This window comes from Ramlibacter sp. WS9 (genome assembly GCF_003797765.1).
Lineage (GTDB): Bacteria > Pseudomonadota > Gammaproteobacteria > Burkholderiales > Burkholderiaceae_C > Ramlibacter.
In genome coordinates this window covers 89,160-112,072 of the sequence record NZ_RKMB01000019.1, presented here as the reverse complement: position 1 = coordinate 112,072, position 22,913 = coordinate 89,160, and the positions used below count along the sequence as shown (strand labels likewise).

Genomic DNA, 22,913 nt, shown 5'->3' with positions numbered 1-22,913 from the left:
GAAACGAGACCGCCCTCAAAGCGCGTGAATCTAGGGGGTTTCCCCAGGGTCGGAGAAGTTGCAAGGCACGTGACTCGACGTTGACAACAATTCCTATCGAAATTCCGGTATAGGAATACTGTTCTTATATTTGTTTTCACATGAACTACGACTACGTCATCGTCGGTGCGGGCTCAGCCGGCTGTGTACTGGCCAACCGGCTGTCGGCGGACCCGGCGCGGCGCGTGCTGCTGATCGAAGCCGGACCCGAGGACAAGAGCCCGCTGATCGCCATGCCCAAGGGCTTCGGCAAGCTGCTCACCGATCCCCGACATGCCACCTACACGCCTGTCACGCCCCATGCGGGCAACGGCCATCGCCAGGAGGTGTGGGCACGCGGCAAGATGCTGGGCGGCTCCAGCGCCATCAACGGCATGGTCTACATGCGCGCGCACCCGGCCGACTACGACGAATGGGAAGCGGCGGGCGCCACGGGCTGGGGCTGGGATGAGATCGGCCGCAGCTTCAAGGCCATCGAGGACCACGTGCTGGGCGAGGACTCGCTCCGGGGCTCGGGCGGGCCGCTGCGGATCGGGCTGCACAGCCGGCGCAGCGAACTGGCCGACGCCGTGATCGCGGCCTGCGAACAACTCGGCCTCCCGCGCCACGAAGACATCAACCAGCTCGACCACGAAGGCGTCGCCTACCTGGCCTATACCCTGCGCGACGGTGTGCGCCAGAGCGCGGCCCGTGCTTTCCTGGCGGCGGTGCGCTCCCGTCCGAACCTGAGCGTGCTGACCGACGCGCAAGCCACCCGCGTCCTGTTCGAAGGCACGCGCGCCACCGGTGTCGAGGTGCGCGTCGGCGGCCAGTTGCGGCGCTTCACCGCGACGCGAGAGGTCATCCTGTCCGCCGGCGCCCTGCAGTCGCCACGCCTGCTGCAACTCTCCGGCGTGGGCGATGCCGCACACTTGCAATCACTCGGCATCGCGCCGGTCGCGCACAACCCCGGCGTGGGCCAGAACATGCGCGAGCACCTGCTGTACATGGCGCAGTGGCGGCTGAAGGAATGGCGCCACTCGGAAAATCGGCAGTACGCGGGCTGGCGCCTCGTGGCCAACGCCGCGCGCTACGTGCTGGCCAAGAGCGGCGTGCTGGCGGTCGGCCCCTACCCCGTCGGCGGCTTCTACAAGACGCACGTGCAAGCCAGCCGGGCCGATGCGCAACTGATGATGTGCCCTTTCACACTCGACTTCGCGAGCGGCAGCATGGCGATGGAAAAGATTCCCGGCATGCAGCTGTTCAGCTATGCGCTGCGCCCGGAGAGCCGTGGACACGTCCGCATCACGTCGCCCGACGCCGACGTACCGGCCGACGTGAACCCGAACTACCTGGCTGACGACGAAGACCGGCGCGTCGCCGTGGCGTCCATGCGCTTCATGCGCCGCCTGGTACGCGAGCCCAGCCTGGCCGCGCTCATCGCCGAAGAGACGCGGCCGGGTCCGGCGGTGGAGACCGACGAGGAGCTTTTGGACGCATACCGGCAAGGCGGCCAGAGCGGCTATCACGCCTGCGGCACCTGCCGCATGGGCGGCGACGAAGCGAGCGTGGTCGATGCGCGGCTGCGGGTGCGCGGCGTGCAAGGGCTGCGCGTGATGGATCTGTCGGTCGCGCCCACCATGCTGTCGGGCAACACGAACGGCCCGGTGATGGCCATGGCCTGGCGCGCGGCGGAACTCATCCTGGAGGACCAGCGGCGCCAGCCCGCCTGACTGTTACGGCTACTTCCTGTGCTTCGCCAGGAAGCGCCGCAATTCCATCGTCACGTCCATGTCGTCCGGCGTGCCACCGAAGCCGCCGTGCGGCATGGCCTCGAACACGTGCAGTTCGCTCTCGATGCCCGCCGAGCGCAGCTTGCGGTGCATCCGCACGGTGCTCGACAGCAGCAGGTCGCGCGTGCCCGATTGCAGCAAGGTGGGCGGGAAGCCGGGCTTGAAGTCGCCGAACAGGGGCGACACGTAAGGATGGTCCAGCGGCGTGGCGCCGGCGTACAACGCCATCATCTCGGGCATGGACGACGGAAGGATCGGGTCGATACCGCGCAGGGTTTCAAACGTGTCGCCGGCGCCCGTGATGTCGCTCGCGGGCGTCAGCATCACCACGGCGGCCGGCATCGGCAGGCCCTCCTCGCGCGCGCGCAGCGTGAGCGCGGCGGCCAGGTTACCGCCGGCGGAGACGCCGCCCACCACGATGTGTTCGGGGCGCGAAGTTTCCAGCAGGCTCCGGTACACCACCAGGCAGTCGTCCAGGCCTGCGGGGAAGGGATGGTCCGGCGGCATGCGGTAGTCCACCGACACCAACCGCATGCCCACACGCAAAGCCATGCCGATCGCCATCAGCCGGCAGCATTCGCCGCCACCGAAGACGAACCCGCCTCCGTGGATGTCGAGAAACACGTGCAGGTCATCCGCCGCAACGCCGGCCGGCGTGATCACATGGGTGGTGACACCCGCGATGGTGCGAGCCTCGTGCGTGTAGCCCTGCGTCGGCAAACGCGGTGCGATCATGCCGACCAAGGTGGCGTCCATCTGGCTGATCATTGCCTTCCACCGTGCCTTGTCATCGACGGGCGGAAGATCGGCGGACATCGCCACGCGCGAAGGGCCGGAAAGCACCTGGTGCGCTTGTTCGCTGATCGTCGTCGGCACGGGAATCACCCGCGCCCCCAAGGCAAGCCCTGCGGCCGCGTTTTGCGTCATTGGTCTAGTCCTGTTGTGGGGCGGGCCACACCAACGGCAGCCGCATGATCCCGTTGACCTGCCCCGAGCTGGTGCTGGCCCTGTCACCGGGCTTGATGCCGAATTCCGGGATGCGGCGCAACCACTCTTCCAGGAACACGCGAATCTCCATGCGCGCCAGCCCAGCGCCGGGGCAGCGGTGCGGCCCATCGCCGAACGCGGCATGGCGCGAAGGGGGGCGCGCGAAGTCAACCTTCAGCGGATGGGGGTAGCGCCGCGCGTCCAGCCCATGCAGGACCTTGGGCATCATGATCTGCTCGCCGGCCTTGAAGCGCACGCCGCCGTATTCGCAATCGTGCGCGATCACGCGCGCCGTGTTCGGGATGCCGAAGCGGCGCAGGAACTCCTCGATCGCCGCCGGAATGAGCGATGGGTCTTGCGCCAGCGCGCGCCGCGATTCCGGGTGCTCCGCCAGGTGCCGCGTCGCAAAGCCGATGCTCGCCGCCACCGTGTCGAGGCCGCCGAAGATCACGTTGACCAGCAGGCCGAAGGTCTCCAGAGGCGTGTACTCGCGCCCGTCCACCTTGGCGTTCACCATCGCGCTGAACAGGTCCGTCCCGGGGTTGGCGCGGCGCTCGGCGATCCACTTGCCGACGTACTGCTGCAGCTGGCCGGACGCCCAGGCGCGGCGCTCGGCGTCCCCACGCACCGACGCCTCGGTCATCTCCAGCAGGATGTCGCGGTCCGCAAGCGGCAGGTCGACCAGCCGCAGGAACACGACGATGGGCAGGCGCTTGGCGAAGGCATCGATGAATTCGCATTCCCCATCCCCGATGAACCCGTCGATCAGCTCGTTGGCCAGCGCACGCACGCCAGCTTCCAGCTCCGCGACGGGACGTGGGCCGAACCGGGGCGAGAGCAGCGCGCGAAACGGCGTGTGCTCGGGCGGGTCCATCTCCAGCGGGACCAGGCGAAAGGTCTGCGAACTCTGCGGCACCGTCACCGATGAATGCGAGAAGCGCGCGTGGTCGAGCTGCATCGCGTCGATGTCGTCGGCGCGGGTGGCGATCCAGTGGCCGCCGTAGTGCGGCGTCCAGACGATGGGCGGCACGCCCAGGTCGTGAAGGCGATGCCAGGCGCGGTGCACGTCGTCTTCATGCCCCGGCGGAGCGAGGTAGTCGAAGTCGACAACGCGTTCGGGGCTGACGTGGGCGGGGGCTTGTACGGCGGCCTTCACAGTTGTTCTGGCGCAGCCAGCACTTCATCGAGATGCCGCAGGAACCGCGCCGCGTCGGCGCCGTTGATCACGCGGTGGTCATAGCTCAGCGATAGCGGCACCTTCAGGCGCCACTGGACCGTGTCATCCGCCGCGCGGCGCGGCTTCCATTCGGCTTTGGTGATGCCCAGGATGGCCACTTCGGGCGCGTTGACGATGGGCGTGAAGCCGGTGCCGCCGATGCCGCCGAGGGAGCTGATCGACATGCAACCGCCTTCCATATCAGTCATCGGTAAGCCGCGGCCGCGAGCCTTTTCCGACAGGGCCGCGATGTCGCGCGCGATGCTGGCGACACTCTTGCTATCGCAATCACGCACCACGCCAACGACGAGGCCGCGCGGCGTGTCGATGGCGATGCCGATGTGAAAGTACCTCTTCAAAACCAGGTTCTTGCCCGTCGCGTCGAGCGAAGCGTTGAACTGGGGGAAGGCCTTCAGGCCCGACACCAGTGCCTTTGCGAAGAACGCCAGTGGCGACAGCCGCGGTTTCGCGGGGTTCTTGCGCCAGGCTTCCAGCGCCGTGATGTCGGCGTCGTCCTGATGGGTGACGTGCGGAATCGTGACCCAGTTGCGCGAGAGAAAGCCGGCGGTGAGACCTTGAATGCGCGACAGCGGTTTCACCTCGACTTCGCCGAAAGCGGCAAAGTCAATCGCTGGCCAGGCCGGCAGTGCCGCGGCAGCCGGCGCTTGCAGCACGGCGCTCAAGCTATTTCCGCCAGGACGGCGCCCACTTCATAGACCTCGCCCACCGTCGCGATGATCTTCAGGGTGCCGGTGGCGGGCGACTCGACCTCCTGCACCGACTTGTCACTTTCCAGCGCGTAGAGCGGCTGGCCTTCGGTCACCGAAGCGCCGTCGGCCGCCATCCATTCGGCCAGCGTCGCCTCGTTCATGGAAAAGCCGATCTTGGGGAGAAGAACCTGGGTGGCCACGATGAAATCCTTGTGAAATTGAAATGGGTGCTCTAGCCGAGTGCTTTACGGATCGCGGCTTCGATGGCGGGTTGTTGCGGGACGAACGCCATCTCGAGCGTCTTTGAAAAAGGCACCGGCGAATGATTCGCGCCGACGCGTTGCACCGGAGCCTTCAAGTCGCTGAACAAATGCTCTTGCAGCAGCGCCGCGATCTCCGCGCCCACGCCGAAGTTGCGAACGGCTTCGTGCACGACCACCGCTCGGCAGGTCTTGCCCACCGATTTGAGCAGCGTGGCTTCATCGAGCGGTGAGATTGTGCGGAGATCGATCAGCTCGACGTTGATGCCCTCGCCCGCCAGCTTCTGCGCGACGGCCGCGCAGTCCTGCAGGATGCGGCTGTAGCTGATGACCGTGACGTCGCTGCCTTCGCGCACGATGTTGGCCTTGCCCAGCGGAATTCGCTCGCCAAGCTGCGGCATCGCGCCGGGGTTCCAGTACGTCGGCAGATTCTCGATGAACAGGCACGGGTCGTCGTCGAAGATGCACGAGAGCATCAGGCCGTACGCGTCGGCCGGCGACGACGGCGCTACGACCTTCATGCCGGCCGTGTGCGCGAACCAGGCTTCGAGGTAGTCGGCGTGCTGGCCGCCCGTGCCGAACCCGGCTCCGGTCATTGTCCGGATGGTCAGCGGCACATGGGTCTGCCCACCCGACATGTAGCGCAGCTTGGCGGCGTGGTTGACGATCATGTCCATCGCCACCGTCGTGAAATTCATCAGCATGATCTCGGCGACCGGGCGCATGCCGACGATCGCGGCGCCGATGGCCGCGCCGATGATGGCCTGCTCGGAGATGGGCGTGGAGCGCACGCGCGACGTGCCGTACTTGCTCGACAGCCCCTTGGTCACGCCGACGATGCCGCCTTCCTGTGCGTCGGCGATGTCCTCGCCCAGCAGGATCACGTTCGGGTCCAGCCCCATCGCATCGTCCAGTGCGCGATTGACGGCCTGGATGGTGTTCATCGTGGGAACCTTGATTTTCTCGGGCGCGTTCATGCGGCCTCCTCGGCGAGCACGTCGCTGTGCAGTTCGGCAAGATCCGGCACGGGACTCTCGAGCGCGAAGGCCACGGCCTCTTCGATCTCGCGGTCGATGGCCGCTTCCAGCGCGGACAGCTCGCTTTCGGCGACACCGCCTTCGGTGAGCCAGCTGCGAAAACGCGGCACCGGGTCGCGCGCCATCGCGGCTTCCTTCTCGCCCTTTTCCATGTACGCGTCGGCGTCGCCGAACACGTGGCCGTGGAACCGGAAGGTCTTGGCCTCGATCAGCGTCGGGCCCTCTCCGGCGCGGGCGCGCGCCACGGCTTCGCGCGCGGCGGCGTAGACGGCCAGCGGGTCGTTGCCGTCGATGGTGACGCCCGGCATCTGGTAGCCGATGGCGCGGTCGGAAATGTTCTTGGCCGAAGTGGCCAGCTCGTAGCGTGTGTGTTCGCCGTAGCCATTGTTCTGGCAGACGAAAACCACAGGCAGCTTCCACACCGACGCCATGTTCAGCGATTCGTGAAAGGCGCCGATGTTGGAAGCGCCGTCGCCGAAGTAGGCGATGGCGACGCGCTTCTCGCCGCGGATCTGCGCGGCCAGCGCCAGGCCATTGGCGATCGGCATGCTGCTGCCGACGATGCCGGTGGTGACCATCACGCCCGTTTCGGGGTGCGTGATGTGCATGGGCCCGCCCTTGCCCTTGCACGTGCCCGTCGCCTTGCCGGCGATCTCGGCCCACAGCAGCTTCGACGGCACGCCCTTGGCCAGCATGTCGTGGATGCCGCGGTAGATGGTGCAGATGTAGTCGTCGTTCGTGAGGTTCACCGACACGGCGGCCGGAATCGCCTCCTGCCCGCGCGGCGAGTAGTACGGTGCGACGATCTTGCCGGACTTGATCACGGCGCGGAACTTGTCGTCGCTGCGCTGGATGAGCGCCATGCGCCGGTAGATGTCGACCAGCGTGGCCTTGTCGACGCGTGTTTCTGGGGTCATGGAAAGCTCCTGGGATTCAAGGCAGGGCCGCGCCGGCGGCGTGGTGCGCGGCGATGTAGCCGAAGGTGAAGGAAGCGCCGATGCTGGCGCCGGCGCCGGGGTAGCAGCGGCCGACCACGGAAGCGGTGCAGTTGCCCGTGGCGTAGAGCCCGGCGATGGCCGAGCCGTCCTCGCGCAGCACGCGGGCGTGCTCGTCGGTGACGACGCCGCCGGCCGTGCCGACGTCGCCGGGGTACATGCGTACGGCGTAGAACGGCGGCTTCTCGATGGCGCCGAGGTTCGGATTCGGCGTGACTGTCGGGTCGCCGTGGCAGCGGTCGAAGGCGCGGGAGCCCCGGCCGAAGTCGCTGTCGACGCCCGTCTTGCAGAACCCGTTGAAGCGCTCGAGCGTCTGGGCCAGGCCCGCCTTGTCGATGCCGGTCTTCTGGACGAGTTCCTCGATCGATTCGGCCTTGATCATGTAGCCGCTGTCCAGCCATTCCTTGGGAACCTGCCCCGGCGCGGCGGTGCCCCAGGGGTAGTAGGCGCGCTGGCGGCTGTCCATGACCACCCAGCTCGGCATCGCCTTGCCCGTCTCCTGCTGGCGCCGGTACATTCGCTGGCCGATTTCCATGTAGGCACCCGCTTCGTCGCAGAAGCGCTGCCCCAGCTGGTCGACCATGATGGAATACGGCAGCGACAGGTCGAGGTGGTGCATGAAGGGCAAGGGTTGTCCGTCGGCGGCGTAGCCACCCGGCTTGGGCGGCTTGCCATCGGGGCCGAGCGAGGTGACGACCCACCAGGACTCCTCCATGCAGTCCACCGCGGCGCCCAGCGCCATCGCCAGCTCGATCGCTTCGCCCGTGTCGCCCAGGTTGGCGTTGGTCCACTCGGCGGAGCTGGGTTGGGGCTGGAAGCGCTCGCGCATCGCGGCATTGCGAGAAAAGCCGCCGACGTTCATCAGCACGCCGTCCTTGGCTTCGATGCGTTTGACGCGGCCTTCGTGCTGCACGGACACGCCGGTGACGCGGCCGCCTTCCTGGATGAACTCCACGAGCGGCGTCTCTGTCCAGATCGGCAGCTGTTCGCGCAGCGCGATCTGCAGCATGCGCCCCTGGATCGCCGCGCCCTGCGCCGCCACGCGCGCGCCCTTCAGCTTGTTCTTGATGATGCGGCCCGCCAGGCCCAGCACCGTGCGCTTGCCGCGCCAGGTGCGCTTGGCCAGCATCAGGTCGGTGAACCGGTGCGTGGGCAGCGGCAGGCTCAAGCCTTTGTAGCGCGAGAGCTTGGGCTCCCATTCGCCCAGCTCGCGGGTGTCGAACATTTCGGCCAGCAGGGAGCGTCCGCGCGGCTCGCCGCCGGGACGCTCGTCGTAGTAATCCGCCCAGCCGTCGGCGTAGACGAACTTCATGCCGCTGTCTTCGAGGAACTTGATCATGCGCGGACCTTCGCGCAGGAATGCATCGCGCCGCGCGGGGGATGTGCCTGGCCCCTCGTAGGTGACCGTCGCGTCGAGGTACTGGCGCGCGCGCGCTTCGTTGTCATCGACGCCGTGGCGCTTCATGACGTGATTGTTCGGGATCCACCACACACCGCCCGAATAGCCCGTGGAGCCGCCCACCAGCGCCTGCTTCTCGATGATCAGCGCACGCTTGCCCAGCCGCTTGGCCGCCAACGCCGCGCACATCGAGCCGCCACCGCTGCCCACGACGACCAGGTCGAAGCTTTCGTCCCAGCTCATTTGGAACCCTCGTCGAACAGGTATTCGCGCAGCACGCGATGAAAGTTCGAGATCGACGACTCCTGCAATGGGTTGGTGCGCGAGCCGCGAAAACCGCTGGACTTCATGCCCTTCTGCACTTCGGTCATGTTGGCGAAGTCCTGCGCCAGGATGAGGCCGAAGTTCTCGACGGTGTTGGTCTTCCAGTCTTCCACGCCCCAGAAGAACTCACGCTTGATCGGCGGCTCGGTGCCCGGCGCGTAGCGTGCGATGGAGCAAATGTCGTAGAAGCAGGAATCGGGGTTGTCGCCGTCGGGCCGCGCGCGGTAGAACAGCATGCCGTCCGGCGACATCAGGAAGACCATGTTCGGGAACACGTGCCAGTCGGTGCCGGCCTTGTAGATTTGCTCCGGCGTAATCGCGGGGTAGCCGGCGCCGTCGGCCATCGCGGCCTCGTACTGGAACTGGCCGGCCTTCATCAGCAGTTCGAGGTGCGGCGTGTCGGGCGGGCACTCGGTGAGGATGCGTTTGGTGGCCTGCAGATCGCGGTCGGTGATGATGGCCTTGAGCTGGTCTTCCAGATCCTGGAAGAACTTGACGATGCCCGGACGCACGTCGTCGGGCACCGGGCGGCCGGTGCGTGGCGAAGGAGCGCCGGGCAGCCGTGCCGGGTTCGGGTAGCCGAACATGCCGTGCTTGCCGAACGTGAAGCTGCGCGTCACGTCGTCGCCCTGGGTGTCCAGCAACTGCGGGTGCGTGCCGAACACGTGGTAGCCCTCGTTGAAGGCTTCCAGCGCCACCTTCCAGTTGCAGGGCAGGCGCACCGACTTGTACCAGCGGTAGCGCATCTTCTCGAACTCGTAGCAATCGGTGTATTCGGGCACGGGGGCCAGAAACTTTGCGAGCGGCTCGCAGTTCGCATCGAAGTTGACGAAGACGAACCCGGCCCAGGTGTCCAGCTTGATCTCCGGCAGCTGGAAGTCTTCGTCCCCCATTTCGGGGCAGCCGTTCCAGTCCTCGCGGTCGACGATGCGGATCACCTTGCCGTCCAGGCCCCACTGCCAGCCGTGAAACTTGCAGTGCAGGCGCTGCGCCGTGCCGCAGCCCTCGGTGATGCGGCGGCCGCGATGCTGGCAGACGTTATGGAAGGCGCGGATGGTGCTCTCCGTCTGGCGCACCACGATGATCGACTCGTCGTTGATGTCGTAGGTGACGTAGTCGCCCACGTAGGGGATTTCCTCGAGCCGGCAGGCCAGCTGCCACACCTTGGGCCAGAGCAGGCGCTTTTCCAGCTGCACGATCTCGCGCGACAGGTAGTGCTCGGCCGGGACGTGGTCCACGCGCACCTTGGGCTTCACGGCAGTGTCCAAAACATCTCCTCGCGGCGCCCCGGCAGAGCCGGAAACACCTTTATGTGAATGACGTTCTGAAATATAAACGCGACCCCAAGCCGTGTCAATGCTCCTGGACCCCGCCCCCGGCACCGCGGGGAATACCCGCTCGGCGGTTGACACGCTCAGGCTGCAAGTTCAGAATATCGCACTGTGTTCACATATTAGACCGCATGACGGAGAGGCTACCGGGGTGACCTACGAACTGAACGAAGAGCAAAAGAGCATCCAGGACCTGGTGCGCCGCGTCGCGCGGGAGAAGGTGGCCGCGCGCGCCGACGAGATCGACCGCACGGCCGAGTACCCGCACGACATGTTCGAGCTGCTCAAGGACCTGGGGCTGTTCGCCCTGCCCTTTCCGCCCGAGTACGGCGGCATCGGCAGCACGCTGGCGGCTTGCATCGCGGTGGAGGAGCTGGGGCGCGTTTGCTACAACACGGGCTACCTGCTGGTGGTGCAGTGGACGCCCTTCGGCGCGATCTTCGCCGGCGGCACCGAGGAACAGAAGCAGCGCCTGCTGCCCGGGCTGGCGAGCGGTGAGCTGCGCGGCTCGCTCTCGCTCACCGAGCCGCAAAGCGGCTCCGACGTCTCCGGCATCAAGACCACCGCGCGCCGCACGGCGGACGGCTACGTGCTGAACGGCGCCAAGATCTGGGCCACCAATTCCGACATCGCGGACTTCATCCTGGTCGCCGCCAAGACCCAGGATGAAAGTGGGGCACCGCTGGGCATCAACCTGTTCATCGTCGACAAGGGAACGCCCGGCCTCACGGTGGGCCGCAAGGAAGACAAGATGGGCGCGCGCGGCGTGCCGTCCTGCCCGCTGTTTTTCGACAATGCGCGCATCAGCGCCGAAAGCCGCCTGGGCCCCGAGGGCGGCGAAGGCTTCAAGGTGGCGATGGAAGCGCTCAACACCAGCCGGCCCATCGTGGCGGCGCGCGCGGTCGGCATCGCGCAGGGCGCGATCGACCACACGGTCAAGTACATCCAGGAGCGCCGGGCCTTCGGCCACGCCATCAGCGACTTCCAGGGCGCACGCTGGATGGTCGCCGACATGGCGATGCAGACCGAAGCCGCGCGCCAGCTGGTCTATCGCACCGCCGCCATGGTCGACGCCGGGGTGACGGGCAAGGCGCTCGCGCCCATGGCCGCGATGGCCAAGTGCTTCGCCTCCGACGTCGCGATGAAAGTGGCGACCGACGCCGTGCAGCTGTTCGGCGCGGCCGGCGTTTCGGCCGAATACCCGATCAACCGCTACTTCCGCGATGCCAAGGTCGTCCAGATCATCGAGGGCACCAACCAGGTCCAGCGGAACATCATTGCGGGCAGCCTGCTCGGCAAGGCCGCAAAGTGAACGCAGTGTCCACGCCCCGCAAAGGCCCACTCGCCGGCATCAAGGTCGTGGAGCTGGCGGGCATTGGTCCCGGGCCCATGTGCGCGATGCTGCTGGCCGACTTGGGTGCCACGGTCATCCGCGTGGACCGGAAGCAGCCGGTCGCGCTGGGCATCGAGCGGCCGCTGAGGTTCAACACGCTGCTGCGCAACCGCGGCGCCATCGCGCTGGATCTGAAGGACCCGCGCGCGATCGAGGCCGTGCTGGAACTGGTGGAGCAAGCCGACGCGCTGGTCGAAGGTTTCCGCCCCGGCGTCACCGAGCGCCTGGGCCTGGGGCCCGACGTGTGCCTGGCGCGCAATCCGCGGCTGGCCTATGGCCGCCTGACCGGCTGGGGCCAGGACGGGCCGCTCGCCAAAACCGCGGGCCACGACATCAACTACCTGGCGCTCACGGGCTTGCTGGGTGCCATCGGCCGCGAAGGCCAGCCGCCCACCATTCCGCTGAACATCGTCGGCGACTATGCCGGCGGATCGCTCTACATGGCCGTGGGCCTGCTGGCGGCGATTCTCGAAGCCCGCCAGTCCGGCCAGGGCCAGGTCGTGGACGCCGCCATCGTCGACGGCGCGGCCCATCTCGCGACCACCTTCTTCGGCATGGTGGCGGGCGGCATCTGGCGGGGCGAACGCGGCACCAACCTCAGCGATTCGGGTTCGCACTTCTACGACTGCTACGAATGCGGTGACGGCGGCTGGGTCGCCGTGGGGCCGATCGAAGAGAAGTTCTTCGCCGTCCTGCTGGACAAGCTCGGCATCGACCCGCGAAGCATGGGCCCACAGATGGCGCGGGACAGCTGGAAACCCGCCAAGGCCCTGCTCGCGGCGCACTTCAAGACCCGCACGCGCGACGAGTGGACGGCGCTGCTCCAGACCAGCGATGCCTGTGTGTCGCCGGTGCTGGGCTTCCACGAGGCGGCGCAGCACCCGCACCTGAAAGCGCGCGGCACCTTTCTCGAGATCGACGGCATCACGCAGGCCGGACCGGCCCCGCGCTTTTCGCGCACGGTGCCTTCGGTCCCGACGCCACCCGCCGCCATCACCCCCGAAAACACCGACCGCTGCTTGTCCGACTGGCTCGCGCCGAGCAGAATCGAGACGCTGCGCGAGCAGGGACTGATCGACTGAACATGGATCTCCGTTTCACCGACGAAGAAAACGCCTTCCGCGAAGAAGTGCGCGCTTTTTTCAAGACGGCATTGCCGGCCGACATCCGCCGCAAGGCTGAACTCGGCCAGCGCATCTCCAAGCCGGAGATGCTGCGCTGGGTGCGCATCCTGCACGACAAGGGTTGGGCCACGCCGTCCTGGTCGCCCGAATGGGGCGGAACCGGCTGGGACCCGGTCAAGCAATACATCTTCAAGGAAGAGCTTCACATGGCGCCGGCGCCGGAACCGATCTCGTTCAACATGAACATGATCGGCCCGACGCTCATCGCCTTCGGCACCGAGGAGCAGAAGCGCCACTTCCTGCCGAAAATCGCGCGCATGGACTACTGGTTCTGCCAGGGCTTCTCCGAGCCGGGCGCCGGCTCCGACCTGGCGGCGTTGCGCACGACTGCCGTGCGCGATGGCGATCACTACGTCGTCAACGGCCAGAAGCTGTGGACTTCCACCGCCCACCATGCCGAGTGGTGCTTCCTGCTGGTGCGCACCGACCCCGCCGCCAAGAAACAGCAGGGCATCAGCTACCTGCTGATGGACATGAAGTCGCCGGGCATCACGATCCGGCCCATCGTCACCATCGACGGCCATCACGAAACCAACGAGATGTTCCTGGACAACGTGCGCGTGCCCGTGAGCCAGCTCGTGGGCGAAGAGAACAAGGGCTGGGACTGCGCCAAGTACCTGCTGGGGCACGAGCGCAGCGGTATCTCGCGCGTGGGCGTGTCCAAGATGCGCATCCGGCGCGCGAAGCAGCTCGCTGCGAAAGTCATGTCGGAGGGCCGGCCGCTGATCGAGGACGAGCGCTTCCTCGAGAAAGTCGCGCTGATCGAAGTCGAACTCAAGGCGCTGGAGATCACGCAGATGCGCCTTATCTCCGAGATCGGCAAGAGCCATGACAACAAGCCCGACCCGAAATCGTCCATCCTCAAGATCAAGGGCAGCCAGCTGCAGCAGGCCACCGCGGAACTGTTGATGGAAGTCGGCGGCTACAGCGCGATGGAGTTCGACGCCGCGTTCGTGAGCGGCCTGCACAGCGACGCCGACGGCGACGAATGGGCACTCACCCTCGCGCCCAACCACTTCTGGGCACGCCACGTCTCCATCGTCGGCGGCTCCAACGAAATCCAGCGCAACATCCTGGCCAAGACCGTCTTGGGCCTCTAACTTCATGGACTTCGACCTTTCCGACGAACAACGCATGCTGCAGGACAGCGTGCAACGGCTGCTGGCCGAGCGCTGCAGTTTCGAGCAACGGCAAGCGTTGCTGGGTGACCCCGCCGGCGCCGGCAAGACGCTCTGGCGCCAATTCGCCGAACTCGGCCTGCTGGGCCTGCCGTTTTCGGAAGAAGACGGCGGCTTCGGCGGCGGTGCGGTGGACACCTTCATCGTGATGCAAACGCTGGGCCGCGCACTCGCGCCCGTGCCTTATCTCGCCACAGTCGTCTTGTGCGGCGGACTGCTGCGCGCGGCAGCGTCGCCGGCACAGCGCGCGGAACTCGTCCCGGCCATCGCCGCAGGCGAGCTGACGCTGGCCTTCGCGCACAGTGAGGCGCAAGCGCGCTATGACCTCACAAACGTGCAGACGACCGCGCGGCGGCAGGGCAATGCATGGGTACTCGATGGCGAGAAGCGCTTCGTCCTGAACGGCGACACGGCCGATCGGCTGATCGTCTCGGCACGGGTGGCACCAGCGGGCACGGGAGAGGACGCCATCGCCCTTTTCCTGGTCGATGCAAACGCGCCAGGCCTGACCCGCCGCGGCTACGCCACGCAGGATCGAGGACGCAGCGCCGACGTTCAACTCAAGTCCGTGCAGGTCGGCGAAGAAGCGCTGATCGGCAAACCTGGCAACGCGCTGCCCGCCATCGAGCAGGCCGTCGATGGCGCCATCGCCGCGCTCTGCGCCGAAGCGGTGGGCGCAATGACGTACGCGCACGAGCTGACCGTCGACTACATGAAGGTACGCAAGCAGTTCGGCGTGGCCATCGCCTCGTTCCAGGCGCTGCAGCACAGAGCGGTGGACATGCTCGTGGCGACGGAGCAGGCACGCAGCATGGCGCTCTACGCAACCATGATGTGCACCGAGCCCGACGCCACCGAGCGCCGCTGCGCAATCTCGGCGGCCAAGGTGCAAGTCAACAACTCCGGCCGCTTCGTCGGGCAGGAGGCGGTGCAGCTGCACGGCGGAATCGGCATGACCGAGGAATGCCAGGTCGGCCACTATCTGCGCCGCCTGACGATGATCGAGATGATGTTCGGCGACACCGCGCACCATGTGCGGCAGCTCGCGCGTTCCGGCGGCTTGATCGCGGCCTGACCTCTTCAAGTCCGCCATGACGGACTTGAGCGAACGGACACCAGCAACCCTTGATGATCGAGGTGGCTGGGCGCTCTGCGCAGCGGAGTAAAGGAGGAGGCCCCTCCCGGGCCGGGGGACATCCGCTGCGCAGAGTGCCCTGCCGCCTCGATCTCGCCCACGGCACAGGCAAGCGATGCATGGATTGCGGATCGGAGTCCGCAATGACAGCCAGGGTCATGGATTGCGGATCAAGCCCGCAATGACAGCCTGGCCTAAGCCTTCTTCCTGGTCGGAGCAGCGCCGATGCTGCCCACCACGCCGGAGGCCTTGTTCGTCACTTCCTTGACGGTGGCCTTCAGGAAATCCAGCTCGCTGCGAAAGCGTTCAGAAGGCCCGGCGATGTTGAGCGACGCGACGCAGCGGCCGCTGGCGTCGAACACCGGGCCGGCGACGGCCGACAGGCCCTTCATGTAGCCGTCGATCGACCACGAGACGCCTTCCTGGCGGACCTTCTCCAGCTCCTGGCGCAGCGCGCCGCGGCTGATCGGGATGGCAGTCTTGGCCTTGAACACCACCGACGAGAGGTAGCTGTCGAGCCACTTCTTGTCGCTGAACGCCAGCAGCAGGCGGCCGGCCGCGCTCGCATACAGCGGGCGGGTGGTGCCCACGGGGATCTGGTAGCGCACCGGGTGCGGGCTGTCGATGATCTCGACGTACGTCAGCGCCTCGGCTTCGTTGTTCATCACACCCAGCAGCACCGTCTCCTCGGTGCGGGCCGAAAGCTCCTCCATGAAGGGGCGGATGATGTTGGGGAAGTTCCAGGCCGACATCACGCCGGCCGACAGGCGATAGATCGACGGGCCGAGCTTGTATGAGCCGGCACCGTGAATGAGGTAGCCCTCCGCGACCAGCGGCCGCAGGAGATTGAGCAAACTGCTCTTGGGCGATTCGAGCGAAACACTGAGCTCGGCCAGCGTCATGCCGTTGGCGGACTGCGAGAGCACGCCGAACAGCCCCAGCAGCCGCGTCAATGACCGCGGGCCGCTGACATCGCGTTCGGGTGCGGCGGCTTCGGTTTCCTTCTTGGGCGGCATGGGGGGTTCCTCCGGACGGTTGGTGTCTGCTGGCGGCATCCTCCGATGGGGTGCCGCAGCAATCGTAACCGACCGGACGGTCGCCGTGCGCGGCCCGCGCGTCAAAGTGCGGCCGTCAGTTCGGGCACTGCCTGGAAAAGGTCGGCCACCAGCCCGTAGTCGGCCACCTCGAAGATCGGCGCTTCCGCATCCTTGTTGATCGCGACGATCAGCTTGCTGTCCTTCATGCCGGCCAGGTGCTGGATCGCGCCGGAGATACCGACCGCGATGTACAGGTCCGGCGCAACGATCTTGCCCGTCTGGCCGACCTGGTAGTCGTTGGGCACGTAGCCCGCGTCGACAGCGGCGCGCGATGCGCCCACCGCGCCGCCGAGTTTGTCGGCCAGCTTGTCAAGCAGATGGAAGTTCTCGCCGCTGCCCAGGCCGCGTCCGCCGGACACGATCACGCGCGCGGCGGTCAGCTCCGGCCGCTCGGACTTCGTCAATTCTTCGCGGACGAGACGAGCCGCCGGGAAGGCAGGGCCCTCGGGCACCGGCTCGATAGCGGCCGCGCCCCCGTCGCCTGCCGCTTCGAACGCGGAGCCGCGTACGGTCACGACCTTGATTGCGTCCAGCGCCTTCACGGTGGCCAGCGCATTGCCCGCATAGATAGTCCGCACGAACGTGTCGGGCGCTTCCACGGCCGTGATGTCGGAGATTTGCGCCACGTCGAGCTGCGCCGCCACGCGCGGCATGAAATTCTTGCCGACGGCCGTGGCGCCGGTCATCACATGGCTGTAGTCGCGGGCGAGGTTCACCACCAGTGCGGCCAGGCTTTCGGCGAGGGGGTGGGCATAAGCTGGGGCGTCGGCAACGAGCACCTTGGCCACCCCTGCGATGCCGGCCGCCGTGGATGCCGCGCCGGAACATTGGTGGCCGGCCAGCAGGACATGGATATCTCCGCCGACCTGCAAGGCCGCGGTGATCGCAGCGCGCGTGGCGCCTTTGATCGAAGTGTTGTCATGTTCTGCGATGACGAGTGTTGTCATGAAGACTCCTGGATTGGGCGTGTTAGATCACTTTGGCTTCGTTCTTCAGCTTGTCGATCAGTGCCGCCACATCGGCGACCTTGATCCCGCCGGCCCGGGCCTTCGGCTCGCTCACCTTCAGCACCTGCGTACGAGGCGCCAGCGAGACGCCCAGCGTCTCGGCGGGCAGCGTGTCGATGACCTTCTTCTTCGCCTTCATGATGCTGGGCAGCGTCACGTAGCGCGGGGAATTCAGTCGCAGATCGACGGTCACTACGGCGGGCAAGTCCAGCGCCAGCGTTTCGAGCCCGCCGTCGACTTCCCGCGTGACTTCGACCGCCCCACCGTTCACCGACACCTTCGATGCGAAAGTGGCTTGCGGCCAGCGCAGGAGCGCCGCCAGCATCTGGCCGGTCTGGCCGGCGTCGTCGTCGATCGCCTGCTTGCCCAGGAACACGAGCTGCGGCTGCTCCTTGTCGGCCACCGCTTTCAGCAGCTTGGCGACGTGCAGCGGTTCGAGTTCGGCAGCGGTTTCGACGAGCACCGCGCGATCCGCGCCCAGCGCCATCGCCGTGCGCAGCGTCTCGGCACAGGCCGCGACGCCAATGCTCACGGCCACCACCTCGGTGACCACACCGGCTTCCTTCAGCCGCACGGCCTCTTCGACCGCGATTTCGTCGAATGGGTTCATCGACATCTTCACGCCGGCCAGGTCCACATCGCTGCCGTCGGACTTGACGCGGGCTTTGAGGTTGTAGTCGATCACGCGTTTGACCGCGACCAATGCTTTCATGTTCGTCGCTCCTTACACGGGATCCCAAGGGGTCAGCTTCATCGAGGGCACGTTCTCGAAGAAGCTGGCCTCGAAGGCGGGCATCGCCTCGTCGGCGATGGTCTCGGGCGTCCAGCCTTCGCTGCGGTGCATCGAGCGGATCATGCGGATCTGGTTGAAGAAATAGATCTCGTTGGCGCGCACGCCGAAGATCTGGCCCGACACGTGGGCCGAGCGGTCGCTGGCCAGGTACACGGCCAGTGGCGCGATCTTGGCGCTTTCCATGCGCTTCAACTTTTCCACGCGGGCCTTCTGCTCGGGCGTGTCGGCCGGGATGCTGGCCGTCATCGCGGTCCAGGCCCAAGGCGCGATGCAGTTGGATCGCACCTTGAACTTGGCCATGTCCAGCGCGATCGACTTCGACAGGCCGACGAGGCCCATCTTGGCCGCCGAGTAATTGCCCTGGCCCAGGTTGCCGATCAACCCCGAGGTGGAGGTCATGTGGATGTAGCTGCCGCCTTCCTGGCTCTTGAAGTGCGGCGCGGCGGCGCGCGTCATGAAGAACGAGCCGTTCAGGTGGACGTCGACCACGGCCTTCCACTCTTCCTGGCTCATGTTGAAGATGAAGCGGTCGCGCACGATGCCCGCGTTGTTCACAATGCAGTCGATGCGCCCGAAGCTGTCAAGCGCGGCCTGCACGATCTTGTGTGCCGAGTCCCATTCGGCCACGCTTTCCACGGCCGCCACGGCCTGGCCGCCGGCCTCGCGGATTTCAGCCACGACGCCGTCGGCCAGTGCCTTGCCGGTTTCCTTGTCGCGCGCCAGGTCGTTGACCACGACCTTGGCGCCGGCAGCAGCGAACCCCTTGGCGAAATCGCGGCCGATCCCGGCGCCCGCGCCGGTGACGACCACCACCTTGTCTTGAACGATACCCATTGAATGCTCCTTTGATTGTGTTCAGTCGCCGTTGAAGTCCGGCGCGCGCTTGGTGCGGAACGCGGCGACGGCTTCGGCATGGTCACGCGTCTGGTTCGACAGCATCTCGTAAGCGGCGCCAGCCTCCAGCACCGAGGCGGCGACCTGCTTCAGGCCCACGTTGATCGTGGCCTTGGTCCATTGCACCGCGCGACGAGCGCCCGCAGCCAGACGTTGCGCATAGGCATCCACGGCCGCGTCGAGCTCCGCCGCCGGAAACGCGAAGTTGACCAGGCCCATTGCCGCGGCGTCCGCACCGGTAATTGCATCGCCCGTCAGCAGGTAGTGCTTGGCACGCGCATAGCCAATGAGCTGGGGCCAGATTACCGCGCCGCCATCCCCCGCAACGAATCCGACCTTCACGTGCGGATCGGCGATCTTTGCGTGGTCGGCGGCGAAGCTGATGTCGCAAAAAAGCGCAAGGGTGGCCCCCAGGCCAATGGCCGCGCCGTTGATCTTCGCGATGATCGGCTGCGGAATGTCCAGCAGAGCGTTGATCAGGCGTTTACCCTCGGCGATCTCCCCATAGATGCCGCTGGGCACGTCGATCAGTTCCTGCATGTGGTCGATGTCGCCGCCAGCGCTGAAGGCCTTGCCCGCGCCGGTGAGCACGATCACGTGCGTGGCTTCGTCGCGCGGCACTTCATGCACGAACCGGTCGAAGTCGCCATGCAAGTCGTTGTCGAAGGCGTTGAGCGTATCGGGCCGGTTGAAGGTCACGTGCAGCACGCGGCCGTCACGGCGAAAGCTGAGGGTCTTGTAGTTCTCGTAGTTCATTGCTTTGTCTCCAATCACGCGGCTTCGCGTTGCGCCGCGATGAAACGGTCGAGGTGCCAGTCGCTGTCACCGTAGATCTTTTCGAGCGCCAGCAGCCGCTTGTAGTAGTGGCCCACCTGGTATTCGTCCGTCACGCCGATGCCACCGTGCAACTGGATGCCCTGGCCGCCGACGAAGCGCCCGGCCGTGCCGAGCATCACCTTCGCGGCCGACACGGCTTGTTTGCGCGCCGCGGGCTCGCCTTCCAGGTGGGCGATGCCGCGCAGCAGGATCGAACGTGTCTCCTGCACCTCGACGAACATCTCCGACATGCGGTGCTGCAGCGCCTGGAACTTTCCGATGGGCTGGCCAAACTGCTGACGGGTCTTCAGGTATTCGGCCGTAAGCGCGAGCACGGCTTCCATGCAGCCCAGGCCCTCGGCCACCTGCGCCAAAGCGGCGCGGTCCATCGCCTCTTCCAGCAGCGGCAAAGCGCTACCGGGATTGGCCAGCAATGCATCCTTGCCGACGGCGACGCTGTGCAGTTCAATGTCGGCCGCGCGCGTGCCGTCGATGAGGGCATAGCTTTGCAGCACCACGGCTTCGCGATGCAGCAGGAACAGCGCGACGCCCTGCCCCTGCACATTCGCGGACACGATGAAGTGAGTCGCGCCCGGTGCACCGGGGACCATCATCTTTGTGCCGTCGATCACCCAGCCGCCGGGGGTCTCGCGCGCCTGCGTGGCGACCGCGTCCAGTTCGAACCGGCTGCCGGGCTCGCTGTGCGCCAGCAGTGCAATCGCGCTGCCGTCGGCAATCCCGGCCAACAAGGCTTCACGCCGGGCGGCGAAGCCGGGGGCGTCGCCACGCTCGGCCAGCCTTGCCGCGAGTACAGCGCAGCCGATGAACGGCTCGAGCACCATGCCGCGTCCCAACTCCTCGGCGACCAGCGCAGTCTCCACGAAGCTGCAGCCCAGGCCGCCCATCTCTTCCGGGATCGACAGCGACAGCCAGCCCATTTCCGCGTACTGGCCCCAGCGCTCGGAGGACCAGCCGGCATCGGCCGTCCACTTGCGCCGGGCCTCGAAGCCGTATTGCTCGCGCACAAAGCGCGAAGCGGATTCGCGCAGCATCTGTTGTTCGTCGGTGAGGTTGAAATCCATATTTAGAGCCCGAACGCCAGCTTGGCGATGATGTTCTTTTGCACTTCCTGCGAGCCGCCGTAGATGGTGGAGGCACGCGCGATGAGCGCGGCGGCGGTGCGGCCCGGCACGAAAGCAGGCCAGCGCAACGCTTCTGGGCTGTCGCTCGCTTCACCTTCTCCGTGGCCCCATGAGCGCAGCGCGTGCAGGCCTAGCGCTTCCACCTGCAGATCAGTGACGCGTTGCTGCAGCGCAGAGCCGCGCAGCTTGAGCGCCGACACGACCGCGTTCAGGTTCTGCGTGGCTTCGCCGGACAGGATGCGCAGAACGGAAAATTCCAGGGCCATCACATCGACTTCTGCGCGCGCCAGCTTGTGCGCGAAGGCGGGCGTGTCGATCAACGGAACGCCGCCGATCTTCTGCGCCTGGGCGATCTCGCGGGCCTTCTCCAGCTCGCGCTTGTTGAAGTAGAGAAAGGCGCTGGTCGTGCGCTCCTTTTCCAGGAGGTACTTCGCGTAGGTCCAGCCCATGCCGGCCTCGCCGACCAGGTTTTCGGCCGGCACCCGCACGTTCTCCAGGAAGACTTCGTTCAGGCCGGTGCCGCCTTCGATGGAAACGATGGGCCGCACGGTGAGGCCGGGCGTGTCCATGCGGATCAACAGAAAGGAGATGCCGCGCTGCGGCTTCGCGGTGCTGTCGGTGCGCACCAGGAAGAAGCCCCATTCGGACATCATGGCGTCGCTGGTCCAGATCTTCTGGCCGTTGACCACCCATTCGTCGCCCTCGAGCACGGCTTGCGTTTTCAGATTGGCCAGGTCCGAGCCCGCGTTGGGCTCGGAAAAGCCTTGCGCCCAGAATTCGTCGCCGCTGAGCATGGGCGGCAGAAAGCGCTTCTTCTGCGCCTCGCTGCCGAAGGCGATCAGCACCGGCGCCACCATGTGCAGACCCTGCCAGCCGTAGTCCAGCCCGTCGGCGTTGTAGAGCTCCTCCATGAAGATGTGCTTGCGCAGCGGCGACCAGCCGGTGCCGCCCCACTCCACGGGCCAATGCGGCGCGCCCCAGCCGCGCGCATGCAGCAACGCCTGGAAGGCTCGCACGTCGGCGCGCTCGGGCGGGTGGGCGCCGATCGCAAAGCGCCTGGCCATCTCGCGGGGCAGGTGCGCCGCGAAGAAAGCCTGTACCTCGAGCCGGAAGGCTTCATCCTCAGCGGAAAATTCAAAACGCATCGTTGAACGTATTATCGAACAGTGTTCGTATAGTTTAACGCGTACCGCATTCCTGTCAAGGCGCGCGGCAACTGCCGGCCGATGCAATCAGGCCGGGATGCCGATGGCGCTTCGGTGCCGCTGCGCCCAGACTTCGAATGACGTGAGCGGTATCTGCCAGCGGGCCAGTCCTTCGATGTCGGCCTGGTAGCCCACTTCGTTGGTCCACTCCTGCGAGCGCACCCAGCCGGGATTGAGCCCGCGCGCCAGCGCCTCACCGGGCGTCAGCGAGAGCGCGGCGATCGGGCGATCCGTCGTCCGGGCCAGGACCCCGGCGATTTCACCCATGGTCAGTGCCTCGGCGGCAAGGTCGACCTCCCGCGAACCGAAGGCTTTGCGGTCGTCGAACGCCGCGGCGGCGAAAGCGCCGACGTCGTCCGCTGCGATGAGCTGCAAGCGCGTTTGGGCAAGCAGCGCCGTCGCGATTTCGCCGTGCCTGAGCTGCGGGAACATCCACGCCGATTTCGGCTGGGCGAAGTTGTCCATCAGGAACGCGGGGCGCAGCACCGTCCACGCCGCAAAGCCGGCGCGACGCACGGCTTCCTCCACGTCCCACTTGTCATTCCAGTACTTCTGACTCCAGTAACCCGACGCCCAGCGCGCAAAGCTCGTGCGCTGCGCAGTGCCGCTGACCGACGTATGCACGAACTGGGCGACGCCGGCCGCGCGCGCGGCGTGGATCAGGGCCAGGCCATGCCGGCGTTCGCTGTCGTCGCCCCGCGTATCCGGTACCTGGACCGAAAAGACCCCGGCCGCGCCTTGCATGGCGGCGGCCAGGGAGGCCGGATCTTCCATGTCGCCGGTGACCAGCTCGGCGCCCGCCTCGCGCAAGGCCAGCGACCCCGGCGAGCGTGGATTGCGCACAAGTGCCCGAACCGAACGCTCGCGGGCCAGCAGCGCGCGGACCACGGCCCCGCCCTGCGCGCCGGTGGCACCGCTCACCAGGATGGCATCGCCTGCCTTCGGGTAAACCATAGGACCTTAACGTCGACTATATGAACGTTGTTCGTTTATTCTAAC

At 66.6% G+C, this 22,913-nt stretch carries 21 protein-coding genes; 5 read left to right on the top strand and 16 right to left on the bottom strand.

Translation table 11 applies throughout. The features are described from left to right. Window positions 1-140 precede the first annotated feature (140 nt). The gene (locus EEB15_RS23895) at window positions 141-1,751 is read left to right on the top strand and encodes a GMC family oxidoreductase (RefSeq protein ID WP_141512458.1); all 1,611 of its coding nucleotides are present in this window, start codon (window positions 141-143) and stop codon (window positions 1,749-1,751) included. Window positions 1,752-1,760: 9 nt separating this feature from the next. On the opposite strand, the gene EEB15_RS23890 is transcribed toward EEB15_RS23895, so the two are convergent. The 8 genes from EEB15_RS23890 to EEB15_RS23855 are packed head-to-tail and all read right to left on the bottom strand — an operon-like array spanning window position 1,761 to window position 10,007. Continuing rightward, complete coding sequence (locus tag EEB15_RS23890) at window positions 1,761-2,738, bottom strand: alpha/beta hydrolase (protein WP_141512457.1); 978 nt, start codon at window positions 2,736-2,738, stop codon at window positions 1,761-1,763. A 4-nt stretch (window positions 2,739-2,742) separates the two neighbouring features. Beyond that, entirely contained in the window at window positions 2,743-3,954 is a 1,212-nt protein-coding gene (locus tag EEB15_RS23885) for a cytochrome P450 (RefSeq protein WP_141512456.1), read from the bottom strand. Next, a complete protein-coding gene (locus tag EEB15_RS23880) occupies window positions 3,951-4,688 on the bottom strand; it encodes a 2-oxo acid dehydrogenase subunit E2 (protein WP_233259597.1) in 738 nt (245 codons plus the stop codon). The genes EEB15_RS23885 and EEB15_RS23880 overlap by 4 nt, the downstream gene beginning before the upstream one ends. Before the next feature lie 5 nt (window positions 4,689-4,693). Beyond that, entirely contained in the window at window positions 4,694-4,924 is a 231-nt protein-coding gene (locus EEB15_RS23875; protein ID WP_141512454.1) for a biotin/lipoyl-containing protein, read from the bottom strand. A gap of 32 nt (window positions 4,925-4,956) precedes the next feature. Next, the gene (locus EEB15_RS23870; RefSeq protein WP_233259595.1) at window positions 4,957-5,961 is read right to left on the bottom strand and encodes an alpha-ketoacid dehydrogenase subunit beta; all 1,005 of its coding nucleotides are present in this window, start codon (window positions 5,959-5,961) and stop codon (window positions 4,957-4,959) included. Continuing rightward, a complete protein-coding gene (locus EEB15_RS23865) occupies window positions 5,958-6,938 on the bottom strand; it encodes a thiamine pyrophosphate-dependent dehydrogenase E1 component subunit alpha (RefSeq protein WP_233259594.1) in 981 nt (326 codons plus the stop codon). The genes EEB15_RS23870 and EEB15_RS23865 overlap by 4 nt, the downstream gene beginning before the upstream one ends. A 16-nt stretch (window positions 6,939-6,954) precedes the next feature. Next, complete coding sequence (locus tag EEB15_RS23860; protein ID WP_141512453.1) at window positions 6,955-8,658, bottom strand: FAD-dependent oxidoreductase; 1,704 nt, start codon at window positions 8,656-8,658, stop codon at window positions 6,955-6,957. Then, the gene (locus EEB15_RS23855) at window positions 8,655-10,007 is read right to left on the bottom strand and encodes an SRPBCC family protein (RefSeq protein ID WP_141512452.1); all 1,353 of its coding nucleotides are present in this window, start codon (window positions 10,005-10,007) and stop codon (window positions 8,655-8,657) included. The genes EEB15_RS23860 and EEB15_RS23855 overlap by 4 nt, the downstream gene beginning before the upstream one ends. Window positions 10,008-10,221: 214 nt before the next feature. Between EEB15_RS23855 and EEB15_RS23850 the strand changes: the two genes are divergently transcribed. Genes EEB15_RS23850 through EEB15_RS23835 form a run of 4 tightly spaced genes read left to right on the top strand, consistent with a single transcriptional unit; the run spans window position 10,222 to window position 14,900 of the window. Further along, on the top strand, window positions 10,222-11,382 hold the full coding sequence (locus EEB15_RS23850; RefSeq protein WP_141512451.1) for an acyl-CoA dehydrogenase family protein: 1,161 nt from the start codon (window positions 10,222-10,224) through the stop codon (window positions 11,380-11,382). A 5-nt stretch (window positions 11,383-11,387) separates the two neighbouring features. Beyond that, window positions 11,388-12,545, top strand: a complete 1,158-nt coding sequence (locus EEB15_RS23845) for a CaiB/BaiF CoA-transferase family protein (protein WP_141512450.1) — start codon at window positions 11,388-11,390, stop codon at window positions 12,543-12,545. A 2-nt stretch (window positions 12,546-12,547) separates the two neighbouring features. Next, window positions 12,548-13,747: an acyl-CoA dehydrogenase family protein gene (locus tag EEB15_RS23840; protein WP_141512449.1), complete on the top strand. Its 1,200-nt coding sequence runs from the start codon at window positions 12,548-12,550 to the stop codon at window positions 13,745-13,747. A gap of 4 nt (window positions 13,748-13,751) precedes the next feature. After that, window positions 13,752-14,900: an acyl-CoA dehydrogenase family protein gene (locus EEB15_RS23835; protein WP_141512448.1), complete on the top strand. Its 1,149-nt coding sequence runs from the start codon at window positions 13,752-13,754 to the stop codon at window positions 14,898-14,900. 254 nt (window positions 14,901-15,154) lie between these two features. Here the strand turns inward: EEB15_RS23835 and EEB15_RS23830 are convergent, their stop codons facing one another. The 8 genes from EEB15_RS23830 to EEB15_RS23795 all read right to left on the bottom strand — a co-directional run bounded on the left by EEB15_RS23830 (window position 15,155) and on the right by EEB15_RS23795 (window position 22,868). Continuing rightward, window positions 15,155-15,976 carry an IclR family transcriptional regulator gene (locus tag EEB15_RS23830; RefSeq protein WP_158290210.1) on the bottom strand — a complete coding sequence of 274 codons (822 nt, stop codon included), beginning with the start codon at window positions 15,974-15,976 and terminating at the stop codon, window positions 15,155-15,157. A gap of 101 nt (window positions 15,977-16,077) precedes the next feature. Further along, a complete protein-coding gene (locus EEB15_RS23825) occupies window positions 16,078-17,004 on the bottom strand; it encodes an electron transfer flavoprotein subunit alpha/FixB family protein (protein WP_141512446.1) in 927 nt (308 codons plus the stop codon). Window positions 17,005-17,026: 22 nt separating this feature from the next. After that, a complete protein-coding gene (locus tag EEB15_RS23820) occupies window positions 17,027-17,776 on the bottom strand; it encodes an electron transfer flavoprotein subunit beta/FixA family protein (protein WP_141512445.1) in 750 nt (249 codons plus the stop codon). A 12-nt stretch (window positions 17,777-17,788) separates the two neighbouring features. Then, window positions 17,789-18,691 carry an SDR family NAD(P)-dependent oxidoreductase gene (locus tag EEB15_RS23815; RefSeq protein ID WP_141512444.1) on the bottom strand — a complete coding sequence of 301 codons (903 nt, stop codon included), beginning with the start codon at window positions 18,689-18,691 and terminating at the stop codon, window positions 17,789-17,791. A 21-nt stretch (window positions 18,692-18,712) separates the two neighbouring features. After that, complete coding sequence (locus EEB15_RS23810) at window positions 18,713-19,507, bottom strand: enoyl-CoA hydratase/isomerase family protein (RefSeq protein WP_141512443.1); 795 nt, start codon at window positions 19,505-19,507, stop codon at window positions 18,713-18,715. Window positions 19,508-19,521: 14 nt separating this feature from the next. Next, window positions 19,522-20,649 (bottom strand): acyl-CoA dehydrogenase family protein, encoded by a 1,128-nt coding sequence (locus tag EEB15_RS23805; protein ID WP_141512442.1) that lies wholly within the window; start codon window positions 20,647-20,649, stop codon window positions 19,522-19,524. A 2-nt stretch (window positions 20,650-20,651) separates the two neighbouring features. Then, window positions 20,652-21,854: an acyl-CoA dehydrogenase family protein gene (locus tag EEB15_RS23800; RefSeq protein WP_141512441.1), complete on the bottom strand. Its 1,203-nt coding sequence runs from the start codon at window positions 21,852-21,854 to the stop codon at window positions 20,652-20,654. Between the two features lie 87 nt (window positions 21,855-21,941). Further along, a complete protein-coding gene (locus EEB15_RS23795) occupies window positions 21,942-22,868 on the bottom strand; it encodes an NmrA family NAD(P)-binding protein (protein ID WP_141512440.1) in 927 nt (308 codons plus the stop codon). Window positions 22,869-22,913 lie beyond the last annotated feature (45 nt).